Annotated in this window: 17 protein-coding genes; 8 read left to right on the top strand and 9 right to left on the bottom strand. The window is 65.5% G+C overall.

Going from position 1 to position 17,041, the window contains the following annotated elements:
• Nucleotides 1-20: 20 nt before the first annotated feature.
• Together WAS25_RS12650 and typA are read right to left on the bottom strand one after the other, a co-directional pair.
• Nucleotides 21-731 carry a YdcF family protein gene (locus tag WAS25_RS12650; RefSeq protein ID WP_422312632.1) on the bottom strand — a complete coding sequence of 237 codons (711 nt, stop codon included), beginning with the start codon at nt 729-731 and terminating at the stop codon, nt 21-23.
• Nucleotides 728-2,554: a translational GTPase TypA gene (gene typA / locus WAS25_RS12645; protein WP_422312631.1), complete on the bottom strand. Its 1,827-nt coding sequence runs from the start codon at nt 2,552-2,554 to the stop codon at nt 728-730. The genes WAS25_RS12650 and typA overlap by 4 nt, the downstream gene beginning before the upstream one ends.
• A gap of 245 nt (nt 2,555-2,799) precedes the next feature.
• Here typA and WAS25_RS12640 point away from each other — a divergent pair, with 245 nt between their 5' ends.
• The 3 genes from WAS25_RS12640 to WAS25_RS12630 are packed head-to-tail and all read left to right on the top strand — an operon-like array spanning nt 2,800 to nt 4,693.
• A complete protein-coding gene (locus WAS25_RS12640; RefSeq protein WP_422312629.1) occupies nt 2,800-4,038 on the top strand; it encodes a type IV pilus twitching motility protein PilT in 1,239 nt (412 codons plus the stop codon).
• Between the two features lie 49 nt (nt 4,039-4,087).
• Complete coding sequence (locus WAS25_RS12635; protein ID WP_243286548.1) at nt 4,088-4,363, top strand: HU family DNA-binding protein; 276 nt, start codon at nt 4,088-4,090, stop codon at nt 4,361-4,363.
• 57 nt (nt 4,364-4,420) lie between these two features.
• Nucleotides 4,421-4,693 (top strand): DUF493 family protein, encoded by a 273-nt coding sequence (locus WAS25_RS12630; protein WP_422312626.1) that lies wholly within the window; start codon nt 4,421-4,423, stop codon nt 4,691-4,693.
• A gap of 4 nt (nt 4,694-4,697) precedes the next feature.
• On the opposite strand, the gene asnS is transcribed toward WAS25_RS12630, so the two are convergent.
• The 7 genes from asnS to WAS25_RS12595 form a co-directional block, all read right to left on the bottom strand.
• On the bottom strand, nt 4,698-5,999 hold the full coding sequence (asnS, locus tag WAS25_RS12625; RefSeq protein WP_422312624.1) for an asparagine--tRNA ligase: 1,302 nt from the start codon (nt 5,997-5,999) through the stop codon (nt 4,698-4,700).
• A gap of 77 nt (nt 6,000-6,076) precedes the next feature.
• Nucleotides 6,077-6,997 carry a chemotaxis protein CheW gene (locus WAS25_RS12620; RefSeq protein ID WP_422312622.1) on the bottom strand — a complete coding sequence of 307 codons (921 nt, stop codon included), beginning with the start codon at nt 6,995-6,997 and terminating at the stop codon, nt 6,077-6,079.
• Nucleotides 6,994-9,102, bottom strand: coding sequence for a chemotaxis protein CheA (locus tag WAS25_RS12615; RefSeq protein WP_422312620.1), 2,109 nt, complete (start codon nt 9,100-9,102; stop codon nt 6,994-6,996). The genes WAS25_RS12620 and WAS25_RS12615 overlap by 4 nt, the downstream gene beginning before the upstream one ends.
• The gene (locus WAS25_RS12610; RefSeq protein ID WP_422312618.1) at nt 9,099-10,631 is read right to left on the bottom strand and encodes a chemotaxis protein CheW; all 1,533 of its coding nucleotides are present in this window, start codon (nt 10,629-10,631) and stop codon (nt 9,099-9,101) included. Before WAS25_RS12610 ends, WAS25_RS12615 begins: the two co-directional genes overlap by 4 nt.
• 3 nt (nt 10,632-10,634) lie before the next feature.
• Nucleotides 10,635-11,234, bottom strand: a complete 600-nt coding sequence (locus tag WAS25_RS12605) for a hypothetical protein (protein WP_422312616.1) — start codon at nt 11,232-11,234, stop codon at nt 10,635-10,637.
• A 10-nt stretch (nt 11,235-11,244) separates the two neighbouring features.
• Nucleotides 11,245-11,601 carry a response regulator gene (locus tag WAS25_RS12600; protein ID WP_422312614.1) on the bottom strand — a complete coding sequence of 119 codons (357 nt, stop codon included), beginning with the start codon at nt 11,599-11,601 and terminating at the stop codon, nt 11,245-11,247.
• Between the two features lie 33 nt (nt 11,602-11,634).
• Nucleotides 11,635-12,030 carry a PilZ domain-containing protein gene (locus tag WAS25_RS12595; RefSeq protein WP_422312612.1) on the bottom strand — a complete coding sequence of 132 codons (396 nt, stop codon included), beginning with the start codon at nt 12,028-12,030 and terminating at the stop codon, nt 11,635-11,637.
• A gap of 142 nt (nt 12,031-12,172) precedes the next feature.
• Between WAS25_RS12595 and pyrR the strand changes: the two genes are divergently transcribed.
• The 5 genes from pyrR to WAS25_RS12570 all read left to right on the top strand — a co-directional run bounded on the left by pyrR (nt 12,173) and on the right by WAS25_RS12570 (nt 16,978).
• The gene (pyrR, locus tag WAS25_RS12590; protein WP_422312610.1) at nt 12,173-12,709 is read left to right on the top strand and encodes a bifunctional pyr operon transcriptional regulator/uracil phosphoribosyltransferase PyrR; all 537 of its coding nucleotides are present in this window, start codon (nt 12,173-12,175) and stop codon (nt 12,707-12,709) included.
• Nucleotides 12,709-13,668 carry an aspartate carbamoyltransferase catalytic subunit gene (locus tag WAS25_RS12585; RefSeq protein WP_422312608.1) on the top strand — a complete coding sequence of 320 codons (960 nt, stop codon included), beginning with the start codon at nt 12,709-12,711 and terminating at the stop codon, nt 13,666-13,668. Before pyrR ends, WAS25_RS12585 begins: the two co-directional genes overlap by 1 nt.
• The gene (locus tag WAS25_RS12580; protein ID WP_422312606.1) at nt 13,665-14,153 is read left to right on the top strand and encodes a hypothetical protein; all 489 of its coding nucleotides are present in this window, start codon (nt 13,665-13,667) and stop codon (nt 14,151-14,153) included. The genes WAS25_RS12585 and WAS25_RS12580 overlap by 4 nt, the downstream gene beginning before the upstream one ends.
• 8 nt (nt 14,154-14,161) lie before the next feature.
• Complete coding sequence (gene gpmI, locus WAS25_RS12575) at nt 14,162-15,685, top strand: 2,3-bisphosphoglycerate-independent phosphoglycerate mutase (RefSeq protein WP_422312604.1); 1,524 nt, start codon at nt 14,162-14,164, stop codon at nt 15,683-15,685.
• Nucleotides 15,686-15,757: 72 nt separating this feature from the next.
• On the top strand, nt 15,758-16,978 hold the full coding sequence (locus tag WAS25_RS12570) for a hypothetical protein (RefSeq protein ID WP_422312602.1): 1,221 nt from the start codon (nt 15,758-15,760) through the stop codon (nt 16,976-16,978).
• Nucleotides 16,979-17,041 lie beyond the last annotated feature (63 nt).

Genomic DNA, 17,041 nt, shown 5'->3' with positions numbered 1-17,041 from the left:
TGAACTCCGGAGGCCTCTGGCTAAGTCACTCGTTCAAGTTGGCTTCGGCTTCCAATCAGCCGGCTGTAGAGCATCCCGGTGTGATACCAGTGCAGGAGGAAGCCCTCCAGGGCTGCCCTCCCCCACCAGCCGAGGGAGCCGCGCGTCGGCGGGGCTTCCGCCGCCGGGCAACACCACACCTTCAGCTGGAGCCCGTGGGCCGTGGCCTTGGCCCGGGCGAGGTGGAGTGGGTCGGAGACCACCACCAGGGTCTGCCAACCCTCTGCCTGCATGTGGCAGCGGACATTGAACAGGTTCTCCAGGGTGTGCTGGCTCCGCTCCTCCAGATGGACGGCCGCGTCTGGAAGCCCTCTGGCCAGCAACCACTCTCGGGCCGCTGCGGCCTCGCTGCGGGAGGCATTGCCCGTGGTCCCACCGGCCACAAGCACCCGGGGGGCGAGCCCTTCCCGCCACAGGGACTCGGCCTGGGACAGGCGGGCCTCGAAGACGGGGGTCAGGCGATCCTGCTCCAGCTGCCGCCCGAGCACCAGGATGGCGTCGGTTTCTCTGGGCTCGTCACCGGGAACGGCCAGGAGGACCTGCCGGAGCCGGAACAGCCAGGGCAGGCCCGCCAGCCCCAGGGTCGTCAGGATCGCGAGCCCCAGCGAAGCCACCCCACCCGGGCCAAGCTTCTGGAGGAAGCTGGCGCGGGGCGGGGCGTGGTAGGGCTGGGTCATGAGCCTGGAGGTCAAGCGTCCGCGCGCTTTTCCGATTTCTTCCGCTCGTTGGTGTCCAGCACCCGCTTGCGCATGCGGATGAAGTTCGGGGTGACCTCCACCAGCTCGTCGGGCTCGATGTATTCCAGGGCCTGCTCCAGGGTGTGCTCCCGGGGCGGGGTGATGCGGGTAGCCTCGTCGCTGCCGCTGGAGCGCATGTTCGAGAGCTTCTTGGCCTTGGCCACGTTCACCACGAGATCGTTCTCCCGGGCGTGCTCGCCCACGACCATGCCCTCATAGCACCGGGTGCCCGGCTGGATGAAGATGACGCCGCGCTCTTCCAAATTCATCAGGGCGAAGCCCACGGCCTCGCAGGTGTCCATGCTGATCAGCACACCGTTCTTGCGGCTGGTGAGCTCGCCCTTGTGGGGGCCGTAGTGGCTGAAGAGGCTGTGGATGATGCCCTCGCCCCGGGTGTCGGTCATGAACTCGTTGCGGAAGCCGATGAGGCCGCGGCTGGGGATCTTGAAGTGGAGGCGGAGCCGTCCGCCCTCGTTGCCCATGTCCTGCATCTCGGCCTTGCGGTTGCCCATGTGCTCCATGGTCACGCCCATGTAGGCCTCGGGGATGTCGATGGTGACATCCTCGTAGGGTTCGAGCTTCTCGCCGGTCACCGGGTCAGTGTGGAGGATGACCTCGGGACGGCTCACGCAGAGCTCGAAACCCTCGCGGCGCATGGTCTCGATGAGCACGGAGAGGTGCAGCTCGCCGCGGCCGCTGACCTTGAAGGAATCGGGGCTGTCCGTGTCCTCCACCCGCAGGGCCACGTTGTGCTGCAGCTCCTTCTGGAGGCGCTCGCGGATGCGGCGGCTCTGGATGTACTTGCCGTCCTGGCCAGCGAAGGGCCCCGCGTTCACCATGAACATCATGGAGATCGTGGGTTCGTCGATGTCCACGTATTCCAGCGCCCTTGGATCAGTGGCATCGGCGATGGTCTCGCCCACGCGGATGTCCTCGATGCCGGCGATGGCCACGATCTCCCCGGCGCTGCCTTCCTGGAGCTGGATGCGGGTGAGTCCTTCGAAGCCGTAGAGCTGGGTGATCTTCTGCTGCTGCACGGTGCCGTCACGCTTGATGAGGGCCACGCTGTCGCCCACATGGATGCGGCCGTTCACGATGCGGCCGATGCCGATCTGGCCGACGAAATCACTCCAGTCCATGAGGGTCACGAGCATCTGGAGGGGCGCATCGGGGCTGCCCGTGGGGTGGGGACAGTGCTTGACGATGGTGTCGAAGAGGGGGTCCAGGGTCTCGCTGGCGTCATTCATGTCCAGCATGGCGTAGCCCATCTTGGCGCTGGCGAAGACACAGGGGAAGTCCAGCTGCTCCTCGGTGGCGCCAAGCTCGATCAGCAGATCGAACACCTGATCCTGGGACCAGACAGGGCGGGCCCCGGGACGGTCCACCTTGTTGATGACCACGATGGGCCGCAGCCCCAGGGCCAGCGCCTTGCGGGTGACGAACTTGGTCTGGGGCATGGGGCCGTCGAAGGCATCCACCACCAGCAGCACCGAGTCCACCATGCTCAGGACGCGCTCCACCTCGCCGCCGAAGTCGGCGTGACCAGGGGTATCCACGATGTTGAACCGGTACCCGCCCCAGTGCAGGGACGTCGTCTTGGCCAGGATGGTGATGCCGCGTTCCCGCTCCTGGTCATTGCTGTCCATGGCCCGCTCCTGGACCCGCTGGTTGTCCCGGAACATGTGGGCCCCCTTGAAGAGGGCGTCCACGAGGGTGGTCTTGCCATGATCGACGTGCGCGATGATGGCAAGGTTGCGGATCTTTTCGAGAGGGGTCATCAGACTTCCTGGTTAGGGGGCGTTTTGAAATCACCAGTGCTTGCCTGGTGATTTCGTTACGGCCCCTCATGTCGTCCTCCAGGTTCAGGGGACGGGGGGTTTGGGAACAGCGACGGGGGCCAAGCAAAGGCCGGGCAGAACCCTCGATTTTACCAGAGCGGGCGACGATATCCGAGATCTATTCGCACCCTCTTCCATTGTCACAGGAGGGGTCTAAGATAAGCGGACCCCCCCGGGAGTTGACCATGCACATCAACGAACTGCTCACCGTGGTCTGCGAGCAGGGCGCCAGCGACCTTCACCTCAAGGTCGGCAATCATCCCATCGCCCGCATCCGGGGCAAGCTGACGCCCATGACCCAGTTCAAGCGGATGGTGCAGGAAGACACCATCGCCATGGCCTACGCGATCATGGCCAGCGACAAGCAGAAGGGGAAGTTCAAGGAGAACTTCGACATCGACATCGCCTATTCGGTGCCGAGCCTGGGGCGCTTCCGCTGCAACATCTTCAACCAGCGGGGGACCGTGGGCCTGGTGCTCCGCGTCATCCCCCGGAAGATCTACACCATCGATGACCTGATGCTCCCCAAGGTACTGAAGACCATCTGCCAGGAGCAGCGCGGCCTGGTGCTGGTGACCGGCACCACGGGCTCCGGCAAGTCCACCACCCTGGCGGCCATGATCGACCTCATCAACGCCACCCGGACCGAGCACATCCTCACCATCGAGGATCCCATCGAGTACCTGCATCGGGACAACCTCAGCATCGTGAACCAGCGCGAGGTGGAGGCCGACTGCAAGACCTTCTCCTCGGCCCTGCGCGCCGCGCTCCGCCAGGATCCTGACGTCATTCTGGTGGGCGAAATGCGCGACCTGGAGACCATCGAGACGGCCCTCCACGCCGCCGAGACCGGGCATCTGGTCTTCAGCACCCTCCATACCCTCGACGCCACTGAGACCATCAACCGCATCATCTCGGTCTTCCCGCCCCACCATCAGAAGCAGATCCGCCTCCAGCTGGCCGCCGTGCTCAAGGGCGTCATCTCCCAGCGCCTGGTGCCCCGGTCCGATGGCCAGGGCCGCGTCCCGGCCGTGGAGGTCATGGTGGCCACCGAGTCCGTCCGCACATGCATCGAGGACAAGGACAAGACCAAGATGCTGAAGGACGTCATCTCCTCCGGCACCGCCCAGTACGGCATGCAGACCTTCGACCAGAGCCTCTACTTCCTGCTCAAGCAGGGACTCATCACCGAAGAGGAGGCCCTCCTGCGCGCCACCAACGTGGGCGAGTTCAAGCTCCGCCTGGAAGGCGTCATGGCCACTTCCGACCTGGCCAAGGCCAACATGGAGCGCGGCATGTCCATCGCCCAGGGCGGGGGCCGGGAGTCCGGCGGCCCCTCTGCGCCAACTGTCCAATCCCAGGTTCCGGGTATGCCCATGGCCATGCCCCCGACCACGGACGTGAAAATCACCCTGGCACGCTGATCGTCCTTCCCCTATTCTGGCTCTCCCACCCCATGGCCCGAGGTTGCTGATGATCAAGATCGACATCGCCAATTCGTTGATGAAGGTTCACCCCTGCTCCCGCGCCACCGCCCTCCAGGTGGTGGATCTGCTGACCGAGCGGCTGAAGGATGCCCTCCTCAACGGGCATCGCATCGAAATCCGTGGCTTCGGCGTCTTCGAGCCCCGCCCCCGCAAGCGGGGCATGGGCCGGAACATCAAGACCGGCGCCAGCGTCCAGATCCCCAAGGGCAAGAGCATCCGCTTCAAGCCGGGGAAGGATCTCCGGGAGATCGAGGTCGGCTGATGCCTGCGCTCAACGCGATGCGTTGAGCGATTGAGGAAAGACGTGGACAATGACGGGATGGAAGAAGCCTGTCGTCGTCCTGAGATCACCTACCCCTGCCGCGTCCCCATGAAGATCATCGGGCGGCAGGAGGAGCTGCGCCCCGACATGGTCATGGACCTCATCATCGCCCACCTGGGACCCCAGGCCGATGGCGACGAGCAGCACTCAGCCAATTGCAAGGGCGCTTTCATCAGCTACACCTTCTGGGTGACCCTGCCCGACGACCAGGCCGAGACGCCGCTGCGGGAGGCCATCCAGAAGCTGCCGGGCGTGGTGATGCAGCTCTGAGGAACTAGGGCCTGAGGGTGCCCATCATTCGCGGGTAGGGAATGGTTTCCCGGACATGCGGCAGCCGGCAGATCCAGGCCACGGCGCGCTCCAGGCCCATGCCGAAGCCGGCGTGGGGGACACTGCCGTACTTGCGGACATCCAGATACCACTCGTAATCCGCCCGATTCAGTTCATGTACGACGATCTGCTCCAGGAGGTACTGCAGGCTGGAGGCGCGCTCACCGCCGCCGATGACCTCGCCATAGCCTTCCGGGGCCAGCAGGTCGGCGCCCAGGGCCAGACGGGCATCCAGGGGATCGGGTTCCATGTAGAAGGCTTTGAAGGCCTTGGGGAAGCGGTGCACCCACAGCGGCTTGTCGGTGGCGTTCATGAGGATGGTCTCGTCGTCGTTCCCGAAGTCCTCGCCCCAGTTGATGTCGCTGCCAAGTGTTTTCAGCTTGTCCACCGCCTCGGTGTAGGTCATGCGGTCAAAGGTGTTGTTCAGGGCGATCTCCAGCGGCGCCTGGTCACGCTCAAGGATCTTCAGCTCCTCCTGGCGGCCCTCCAGCACGCGCTGGATGAGGAACTTGGTCATGCGCTCGCCCAGGATCATCACGTCGTCGAGGTGGGCGAAGGCCACTTCGGGCTCCACCATCCAGAACTCCGTGAGGTGGCGCCGGGTCTTGCTCTTCTCGGCGCGGAACGTGGGGCCGAAGCAGTAGGTCTTGCCAAACGCCGCGATGCCGGGCTCCTGGTAGAGCTGTCCCGACTGGCTCAGGAAGGCCATGCCCTCGTGGAAGTACTCGGTCCCGAAGAGCGTGCTGGTGCCTTCGCAGGCGCTGGGCGTGAGGATGGGGGCGTCCAGCAGGGTGAAGCCATCGCTGTCGAAGAAGTCGCGGATGCCCTTCACCAGGGTGTGGCGGATGCGCAGGATGGCCCATTGGCGTTTGCTGCGCAGCCACAAGTGGCGGTTCTCCATGAGGAACTCGGTGCCGTGCTCCTTGGGAGTGATGGGGAAATCCGTGCTGCCACCGATGAGCTCCAGGGCCTTCACCAGCAACTCGGGCTGCCCGGTCTTGGGGTGCTGCTGCACCAGTCCGGTCACCGTGATGGCCGCCTCCTGGGTGAGCTTTCCCGCCAGTTCGTAGCTCTCCGGGTCGGCCTCAGCGGCACCCACCACGCACTGGACAAAGCCCGAGCCATCGCGCAGTTCGATGAACCGGGTCTTGCTGGTGCGGGCATTGCGCACCCAGCCCCGCAGCCGGACGGTCTCGCCGACCAGGCCGGCGAGGAATCGGACTTCGGTGAAGGGCTGGCTGCTCACGGGGACTCCAATGGCTAATCCTCCATTGTGCCCGGGGAAGGGGACAGGCTCCAGTCTCGGGGACGTGCCCCCCCACCCTACTTGGCTGCCCGGAACTTCCCTGAGATGGCCACCTGCATACCCTTGAGGTGGGACATTACCCGTTCCAGCTTCTGCCTGGCGATGTCCTGGAACTGCATCTGCTGAATCAGCGCGAAGACCATGTCCTGCATCTCCTGATTCAACCGTTCCAGTTCGGCGACATCCCGCTCATGACCCTTGAGCTTCCCCAGCCCGGCCTCCTGCTTGAGGTAGCCGAGCCCCTGGAAGACCCGGTCGGTGCTAGCCAGCATGGCTTCCACCCGCTCCAGGACCTTGGCCATCTCCTGCTCCGTATAGGAGATGGAGGATTCGATCTGGGGCATGACGCGGTGCTCGCCCTGTTCCTTGGGGGGCGCCATCTCAATGAGGCGCCGCAGGCCATCGTCGAGCCGCTCTTCAAGACTGAGGGTGGCCAGCACCTCCTTGCCCTGGGTCCGGCCTGCACCATGGTTGGCGATCAGCGCGGCGTCAAGCAGGGTCACCACCCGCTCTCCCTGGACGATGAAGCCCTCGACCCAGGCGCCATCCAGCCCCGCCAGCAGTGGGCTGGCCGGGACCAGATCCGAGTCCGGAATGCTCACCACCGCGTCCACCGCATCCACCAGCAGACCCGTGGCCGTGCCGGCTAGGTCCAAGACCAGGATGGTCCCCGTCCTCGATGGATCGAGCGGCGGCAGGGACATCCGCACCCGCAGGTTCACCACGGGCACCACCCGGCCCCGGAGGTCCAGAATGCCCTCAACGGACCGTGGCATGTGCGGCAGCTTGTTCAGTTCCCGGAAGGGCGTGATCTCAGCCACGTGTTCCAGGGGAAGCCCGTAGGCCCGGTCATTGAGGAAGAAGGTCATGAACCGGTGCTGGACAACCTCCCGGCCCTGGGCGCGGGCCTGGGGCGCGGGGGCAGAGCCGAGGTTCACACCGCCTCCTGGACGGCGAGTTGCAGCAACTCGGCAGGATCCAGGATCAGCACCACGCCGCCGTCACCCATGATGGAGGCGCCGCTGATGCCCGGCAGGCTGGCGAGGTAGGGGGCCAAGGGCTTGATGACCACTTCCTGACGGCGCACGAAGGTATCCACGATGATGCCCATGCGCCGGCCGGCGGCCGACACCACCACCACGGAGAGGCCGTCCGCCTCATCCGCGCTGTCGGGTGAGGCCGACTTGAGCAGGTGCTTCAGCCGGCAGACGCCGAGCACTTCACCGCGGAGGTTGATGGCCTGGCGGCTCGTGAGGTGGGACACGCTTTCCGGTGGGACGATGAGGGTCTCCTCCACGGCAGTGCCGGGGAGGGCGAAGACCTGGTTGCCGCTCTTCACCAGCAGAGCGTCGATGATGGCCAGGGTGAGGGGCAGCTTGATGGTGAAGATGGAGCCTTTGCCCACGGTGGAGCGCACCCCGACGCGGCCGTTGAGCTTCCGGACGTTGGAACGGACCACGTCCATGCCCACGCCCCGGCCAGAGATGTCAGTCACCGTGGCCGCGGTGCTGAACCCCGGGGCGAAGATGAGCTCGATCACCTCATCGTCGGGCATCGCATCTGCGCGCTCCTGGGACATGAGGCCCTTCTCCACGGCCTTGGCCCGGATGACCTTCGGGTCGATGCCCTTGCCGTCATCCTCGATCTCCACCACCACACTGTCGCCCTCGTGCCGGGCCCGTAGGATCACGGTGCCCACCTCGGACTTGCCGGACTTCACACGGGCTTCGGGGGTTTCGATGCCGTGGTCGGCGCTGTTGCGGATGAGGTGGATCATCGGATCGCCGAGTTCCTCGATGATGCTCTTGTCGATTTCCGTATCCTCGCCCACCACCTGGAGCTCGATCTTCTTGCCGCTGTTCTTGGCCAGGTCGCGGAGCATCCGGGGGAACTTCGAGAAGATGGTCTTCACGGGGACCATGCGGATGCCCAGCACCGAAGCCTGGATCTCCTTGCTGACGTGGTCGAGGTACACAGAGGCGTGGGCGAGTTCCTTGGCCACGGCCGAGGCGGGATGTCCGTTGACCATGGGCACCAGTCTTTCGACCAGGTGGCTGATCATGGTCTTGCTGATGATCAGCTCGGCCACGATGTTCATGAACTGCTCGAGCTTGGCCTGGCTCACCCGGATGGTGTCGGAGGTGCCCTTGTCGTCGGAGTTCCGTCGACCCGACTTGCGCCGGTCCTCGGCCGCGGGTACGCCCTCGGCAGCAGCGGACTCGACTTCCGGCCCGCCACTGAGACTCAGGGGATGGAAGGTGATCGCCGCGTTTGTCACGGCCCCGAACACCTTGCGGACCTCCTCGATGGGCTCCGTGGCCTCGATGAGCATCACGAGATCCAGGTGGAAAACCTTGGGATCGAAGGACTCCAGGTCCACCTGGGGCTCCCGGGGAATCATCTGCCGATGGAGCAGACGGCCCACCAGTTCCACCATCTGGAACATGGAGAAGGGATTGAAGGCGGTGCCAAAGATCGCCCCGGCCAGCTCAACGTGGATGCCCAGAACCACCTTCCCTTCGGCAAGGGCTTCGGTGGCCGCCGTGCGGCCTGCGGCATTCACGCCGGCCAGGCTTTTGGGAAGGTGTAGATCGCCCTTGGGGGCGGCGGACTTGGCGGCCACCTGAGGGGCGGCACCGGTCTTCAGGGATTCGAGCCGACGGATCAGGTCGCTGGGATCCGGGTCTTCGGCCTCACCCTGCTTCCTGACCTGGACCCGCACGTCATCGACCAGCACCTTGAGCATGTCCACGGTCTCGAACAGCAGCTCCATGACCAGGTCGCTGAGTTCCATCCTGGATTTGCGCAGGTCGTCCAGCACGTTCTCGCCAATGTGGGCGAGGGCCAGGACCTTCTGGAGCCCCAGGAAACCGGCGGCACCCTTGATCGTGTGGACGCTGCGGAAGATGGCGTTCAGCAGGTCCAGGTCGCCCGGCGCCTCCTCAAGGGCCAGGAAGTTGGTCTCGATCTGTTCGAAGTGCTCCTGCGCCTCGACAAGGAAGTCCTCGTAGAAGCTGGGATCGTCAAGGGCGAAATCACTCATGGCTCACCCGTCCTGTTGGTCGCACCCCGCCGGCCCTGCAGGCCCTGGAGCTGCTCGGTTTCGGCATCGGTCAGCAGCTGCTGGAGCTCAAGCAGGAAGATCATGCCGTTGTCCAGGCGGGCCACCTTCTCGATGTACCGGTTGGCGCCCACGGCCGTGACGGAGGGCGGAGGCCCGAACCGGTGCAGGTCCACGGGGCGGACTTCGTCCACCGCGTCCACCACCAAGCCGGTGAAGACGCCGCCGATGCTGGTGATGAGAATCCTGGAGATGGAGGTCGCCTCGACCCGGTCCAGGCCGAAGCGGGTGCGCAGGTCCACCACGGGCATCACCTCGCCGCGGAGGTTCAACACACCATCCACAAAGTGGGGGGCACGCGGGACCGGGGTGATCTGGCCCACCATGATGATCTCGCGGACCTCGTGGAGGCGGAGGCCATAGCTTTCCGGTCCAAGGCGGAAGACCACCAGCTCCAGGTTGGGTTCGGTCTCCTGCACTCGGGTGTCGGCCAGGCCGAGGCCTTGGCCCATGGCGGCAATCTTCTCCTGGTCGTCGCCCGTGATGATTTTCAGCACGTTGATGAGGCTCACCATGCGGCCGGGCAACAGGAGGATGCCTTCCAGGTGCTCCCGCTCGGCCTCGGAAAGGGTCTGCGGCGGTGGCAGGACCTGTTCATCCTGCACCCGGAGGATCTCCAGGATCTCATCGACCACGACACCGATCTTCGCGGTCCCGAAGGAGAGCAGCACCACCATGTCCCGCTTGCGCTCCAGGGCGCCCTGCTGGATGGAGAGGATCTCGGACAGGTCCACGAGGGGCATCACTTGGTCCCGGAGGCAGATCACCCCCAGCACGTAGTCAGGCGCGTCGGGCACCTTGGTGACGGGCGGCAGTTCGACGATCTCCTCGACCTCGTGGAGGGCGATGCCAAAGGACTCCGAACCCAGGCGGAAGGTGACGAAGGGACGGCCATCCTCCTCGATGGTCTCGCCGGCTTCGTCCCCGGCCCCCGAGAAGGTCCCGGCCATGCCGAGATCATCGAAGTCCGCCCGTCGGGTGAGCTCCGAGCTCTCCAGGAGCTTTTCGAGGTGGATCAGGGTGATCAGGCGTGTGCCCACGGTGACCATGCCGGCCAGGTACTCGGCGCGGATGCCCGCCACCAGGGGGGGGGTCTCGCGGATCGTGTGATCCTCCAGGCGCACCACCTCGGCCACGGAATCAACCTGGAGACCGGTCGGTCCACTGGCCAGGCGCAGCACGATGATGCGGGTCTTCGAGGTGGGTTCCTGGGGGGCCAGGTGGAACCGGATGCGGCTGTCGATGACGGGGATGATGAGGCCGCGGAGGTTGATGACGCCCAGGATGAAGCTGGGGCTTCCGGGTACCGGTGTCACGTCGCTGCGATGGGTGATCTCCTGGACCCGGTCGATGTCCAGTCCGAACTCCACGCCATCCAGGGTGAAGGTCACCAGCTGGCCCGACGGCACCAGCTCCGTGGCGAGGTGGGCCTGGGTGGACTGGGCGGCCATGGCTTACCCCTTCTTCTGAGACTTGAAGGCCTCGATCACCGCGTCTGCGTGGGCCTTGTTTTCATCGGGCGTGGTGCCGGTCTGGGCGATGGTGTGGCTGATCGAGGGCCGCTCCGAGTCGCTCTTAAGGCCGGTGCCGAGCAGGTCCACGATGTAGTCGTGGATCTGGCGCAGGTGGTGGACGATCCGCTCAAGCTTCTGCCGGGTGATGTCCTGGAACTGCATCAGGTCCATGGCCTCGAAGACCTTGTCCTGGATTTCCTTGCTGGCGCTCATGACCTCGTGGATGGCCTTCTGGACACCCGGGGACTGGGCTCCCTCGTGGCGCATCATGTCCGTGACGAGCTGCTGCTGGCGGGCCACGAGCCGGCTGATCTGGTCCAGCTGGTCCATGACCTTGTTGGACTCGCGCTCAGTGACCGAGGTGACCGTATCCAGCTCGGAGATCACATGGCCTGCGCCGTCCTTGTGGGGTTCGGCAGAGGCAGAGGAGGCTGGCGCCGGGACAGGCTCTGCGAGGGGGGTCGCTTTCGCGGCCACCTTCGGCTTCTTGGGGGCTTTTCCGCCTCCGGCGAGGAGGGCGTCGATTTCGGACTGGTCCATGGCCTGCTCCCTACCCGAGGAGGGACTCGATCTTTTCCTTGAGGGTCTCCGGGGTGAATGGCTTCACCACGTAGTTGTTCACGCCGGCCTGGAGGGCTTCCACAATGTCCTCCTTGGCAGCATTGGTCGTCACCATGAGGATCGGAATGGCCGAATTCTGGCCACGCACGGTCTTCACGAACTCGAGGCCATCCATCTCCGGCATGTTCCAGTCGGTGATGATCATTTCCACCCCGCCCTGGCCGAGCTTCTCGAGCCCGCTCTTGCCGTTCTCACCCTCGACCACATCGGTGTATCCGATGCGGGACAGGGTGTTGATGATGATGCGCCGCATCGTCGAGGAATCGTCCACGATGAGGATCTTCACGGGGGCCTCCTGGAATGGGTGGTGAGACTGGGGTCAGAGGGAGGGGGGAGGCACGGTGGCCTCCAGGAACTTCACGAGGGCTTCAAGGTCATCGGGGTAGACGTTCTGAAACTTGACGCCCAGTTCAAAGCCGCCGGCGTCCATCTGCTCGACGCGCACGACCATGCCGAGGGCGACCAGGGGGCGGACATCGGCGTCCTGGACCGGGCCGAAGTGATTCTGGTATCGGCCCCAGCCCGGAACGCGAAGCTCCAGCTTGAGCAGGGTGCCCAGGGGGTAGGCCCGGGGGGAATCCACCAGCAACCCGCCACCCGACACATCCTTATAGCTGCTCGTGGCCGGGATATCCCCTTTGTGGAAGCTCAGTTCCTGGAAGCTCAGGCTGGCTTCCAGGGGAATCCGTTGGTACTGTCGGCGTTCCTTGCTCATGGGCGTCCTCACATGGGGCATCGGAGGGGGGGGATTCCGACTTGAATCCTGCAAAACCTGCCCCGAGGGTGCGGTGTCCGTCAGGGCTGGGATAGACTTGAAACCGTGCGCGCGCCCCGAGGGGGCGCACCCCGGAGGTTCCATGCCCGCTGCCCCCTGTCCCATGGACCCCGGCCAGATGGAGGTCGCGCTCCAGCAGCTGGCGGCCGATTTGATGGCCCAGGTGGGTCCAGAGGAGGAGCTCGTCCTCCTGGGGATCCGATCCCGGGGGCTCCCCCTGGCCGAACGGCTCGCCAGCCTCCTGCGAGCCCATACGGGGTCGGCCGTCCCCGTGGGCTCCCTGGACATTACCCTCTACCGCGATGACCTGACCGAGATGGTGGGCAGCCCCATCGTCCGCCCCACGGAGATCCCCTTCACGCTCAAGGAGCGCACCGTCGTCCTGGTGGACGACGTCCTCTACACCGGGCGGACCGTCCGGGCCGCCCTGGATGCCCTCCTGGATCACGGTCGCCCCCGCCGGGTCATGCTGCTGGTCCTCGCCGATCGGGGTGGCCGGGAATTCCCCATCCAGGCCGACCTGGCCTGCCTGCGGGTCGAAGTGCCCCCGGGCCACCGGGTGGCGGTCCGGGTCAAGGAGATCGACGGCGAAGATGGCGTGACCGTGGAGGCCTGCTGATGACCTCCGAGCGCTACGTCTTCCCCCACAAGCACCTGCTCGGGATCGAGCCCCTCAGCCCCCGGGACATCACCGCCCTGCTTGACCAGGCCCAGGCCTTCGAGGAGGTCTGCGAGCGCCCCAGCATCAAGATCGTCCCGGCCTTGCGCAAGAAGCTGGTGGTGAACCTCTTCTTCGAGAACAGTACCCGCACCCGGAACAGTTTCGAGATCGCCGAGAAGCGGCTGTCCGCCGAGATCATCAATTTTGATGCGGACACCAGCAGCCTGAACAAGGGTGAGACCCTCATCGACACAGCCATGAACCTGGAGGCCATGCACCCGGACCTCATCGTCATGCGCCACAGCGCGCCCGGGGCGCACACGCTGCTCTCCAGGCACATGAAGGCCAGCATCGTGAACGCCGGGGACGGGGCCCACGAACACCCCACCCAGGCGCTGCTGGACGCCTACACCCTGCGAAAGCGCTTCGGGAGGCTGGAAGGCCTTAAGGTGGCCATCGTGGGCGACATCCGCAACAGCCGTGTGGTCCGCTCCAACCTCTGGCTGCTGACCCGCATGGGCGCCAGGGTCACCCTGGTGGGCCCGCCCACCCTGGTGCCCCAGGAGATGAAGGCCACCTGGCCCTCCATCGAGATCTGCCACGACTTCGATGCGGTCATCCCGGGTCAGGACGCCATCATGATGCTGCGAGCACAGTTCGAGCGGGGCACCGGCGCCTACATCCCAGGTCAGGGGGAGTACAGCCGCTTCTTCCAGCTGAACCCCGCCCGGATGAAGCGGGCCAAGAAGGACGTGGCGGTGCTGCACCCCGGCCCCATCAACCGGGGCCTGGAGATCACCAGCGACGTGGCCGACGGGCCGAACAACCTCATCCTCGACCAGGTCACCAATGGCGTGCCGGTCCGCATGGCCGTGCTCTACCTGCTGTCCCACCCTCACGGGGAACAGGTGCCGTGAGCGCTCCCGTCGAGGTTCTGTCCCGTCTGCTCTGGATCCGCGACACCGCCGCCCTGCCGGACCGGGTTCTGGCCGAACAGATCGGCCTGGACGCCAAGTCCCTCACGGCCCTGGTCCAGTCTCATCCACAGCGATTCCACGAGTCCCTGGTCTTCCCCCTCACAGCCAAGGAGCGAGAGAGGATCCCGGATGCCCCGGTCCTGGCTTTCACCGAAGCGGGCGCCGCCCTCCTGACGGGTCTGCTGCCGGAGAAGGAGCCCGCCCTCTTGGCCCTACTGCCCGCTTTCGCGGAAGCCCGGCACGTACTCACCTCCCAGGCCGAGCTGTCCGCCCGGGTCTCCGCCCTGGAGCAGAAACTCGACCTCGTCCTCAAGTCCATCCAAGGCGAGGGGGAGGAGGCCCAGGCCGAGCGCCCCATCGGGTTCGTGCCGGAGGATCTTCCCAAGGGGCTGAAAGCCAAACAGCGGACCGCGAGAAAGCGATGAGCCAGCCCATGATCCAAGGCCCCGTCACCCTGCTCATCCTCGACGGCTTCGGCGACGGCCCCCGCAACGCCTTCGATGCGACCTTCATGGCCGCCATGCCCCGATTCAACGCCCTGCGAAAGACCTACGCCACCACCCAGTTGCAGACCAGTGGCGAAGCCGTGGGCCTGCCCGAGGGCCAGTTCGGCAACTCCGAGGTGGGCCACATGAACCTTGGGGCCGGCCGCGTGGTCTGGCAGGAGCTCACCCGCATCGATGCCGCCATCCGGCGGGGCGGCTTCCGCGAGAATGCCCCCATCGGCAGCCTCCTGGCGGAGCTCAAGGCCACCGGCAAGCGTCTGCACCTGCTGGGGCTGGTGAGCGATGGCGGCGTCCACAGCCACCAGAACCACCTGGTGGCCCTGGCCCAATGGGCCCAGGCGGAAGGTATTCCCACCACCATCCACGCCATCACGGACGGCCGCGACACGGGCCAGAAGAGTGCTGACGGCTTCCTCCAGTGGCTCGGCTTCCAGCTCCGGGATACGCCGCTCGTGACCATCGGCTCGGTCTGTGGTCGCTACACCGCCATGGACCGCGACAAGCGCTGGGAGCGCACCGAGCAGGCCTGGAAGCTCTACGTGGACGGCGAGGCGGCCCACTCCGCCCAGGACGCCCTGGCGGCCATCACCGCCGCCTACGGCCGGGGCGAGACCGACGAGTTCATCGCCCCCACCCGCCTGGACGCCTTCCATCCCTTCGCCGATGGCGATGGCGTCCTCTTCTTCAACTTCCGGGCGGACCGGGCCCGGCAGCTGTGCCACGCCCTGGTGCATCCGGCCTTCTCCGGGTTCGCCCCGAAGCGCCGCCCCGCCGTGAAGCTGGTCACCTTCACGGCCTACGACGTGGAGCTGGATCCATTCGTCTCGGTGGCCTACCCGCCCCAGAGCCTCGACCTCATCCTCGGGGAACTGGTCAGCGCCCGGGGCTGGAAGCAGTTCCGCACGGCCGAGACCGAGAAATACGCCCACGTCACTTATTTCTTTAACGGCGGACGGGAGGAGCCCTTCGAGGGAGAGGAGCGGCGCCTGGTTCCCTCCCCCAAGGTGGCCACCTATGACCTGCAGCCCGAGATGAGCCTCGCCGAGGTCAGTCAGGGCCTGGAAGCGGCCATCCGATCCGGCGACTACCGCCTATTGGTCTGCAACCTGGCCAATCCCGACATGATCGGCCATACGGGCGATCTGGCGGCCGCCATCACCGCCTGCGAGGCCGTGGACACCGCCGTGGGACGAATCGCGGCGGCCACCCTGGCCATGGGGGGCGCCCTGTTCATCACGGCGGACCACGGCAACTGCGAGTGCATGCGGGCCGAGGACGGCAACCCCCATACGGCCCACACCCTGAACCCCGTTCCCGCGGTGCTGGTCGCCAAAGGGTTCGAGGCCGGTCAGCTCCGCAGCGGTGGAGCCCTCAGCGATGTGGCTCCCACGCTCCTGAAGCTGTTCGGGCTGGATCAGCCCAACGCCATGGACGGCACCAGCCTGCTCTGAGCCTCGGGACTCACCTCGTGGCCGACCTCAGTCGATGGGAACCCAGGACCCACCCCAACCGATGGAAGCCTGATGACTGACCACCCCCCCACAGGAGCCTCGCGCTTCCAACTGCGACCACTGCTCCTCGCGCTGCTGGTCTTCGACTTGCTGGTCATGGGTCTGGCCGGCTGGACCCTGGCCAACAGCCGGCGTCAATACGTAGTCCACGCGGGAGAGACCACGGACAACCTGGCCCAGGTTCTGGAACAGTATCTGCTGGCCTCCATCCGCCAGATCGACCTCGTGCTGATGTCCGTCAAGGATGAAGCGGAGCGGACCGACCTGCCTCCGAACGCAGCCGGAATCGAAGCCCACCTGAAATCCCAATTCTCCAGGATGGCCTTGCTGGATTCCCTGCGCACCACGGACGCCAGGGGCCGGCTGGTGCCACTCGACGGCAGCGACAACCACGCCCAGGTGGACCTCTCCCAGAGGTCCTTCTTCAAACATCTGGAGCAGACACCTCAGGCGAGCCTGTACATCTCCCATCCCTCCAGAGACGGAGCTGGCGGCGCCTGGGTTATCACCCTGGCCCGTCGGATGGAGCGCCCGGCCGGTGTCTTCCGGGGGGTCATCTTCGCCACGGTCACCCTTGAACAGCTGACTCGGGAGCTGGCCCAGGTGAACATTGGGAAGCATGGGTCCATCTCCCTTAGGGGCAAGGACCTGGAGCTATTGGCTAGGTATCCCACCACCAACGACCAGGACAAGCTCATTGGAGATACCCGGATTTCCGGTGACTATCTGGAAGCGGTCAAGTCGGCGAGGCAGGTCAGCCATTTCAGCACCAGCTCGGTGTTGGATCGGCAGATCCGAACCTACACCTTCCGAAGGATGTCGAATCCGCCTTTCTACATCCTGGTCGGGCTCGCCGAGTCGGAGTATCTCCAGACCTGGTATCGGGAGGCGCTACTCTCGGGTTCGGCGGCGCTGGGGCTGGTGTCCCTCTCCCTGGTCCTGGCCTGGATGGCCCGCTCCACCTGGCGGAAGCAGATGGACTCTCAAGCTGAGCGCGATCATCTGATCCAGGATCTGACCCAGGCCCTGACTGAGGTAAAGAACCTCAAGGGCCTGCTGCCCATTTGTGGCCACTGCAAGAAGATCCGAGATGACCAGGGCTACTGGAACCAGATGGAGACCTACATCTCCGAACATACCGAAGCCACGTTTACCCACGGTGTATGCCCGGATTGCGCCCAGGACCTTCGAAGGGAGATGCTGGCCCGACGCGCCGCGCCGGACCAGAGCTGATTGGCTTGCAAGGGTGACCAAGGGCACACCCGTCCTCAGGGTCATCCCCTGGATACTGGGTGG

The sequence above is a fragment of the Geothrix sp. genome (genome assembly GCF_049292215.1).
Taxonomy (GTDB): domain Bacteria; phylum Acidobacteriota; class Holophagae; order Holophagales; family Holophagaceae; genus Geothrix.
This window is presented reverse-complemented; position numbering and strand designations above follow the sequence as displayed.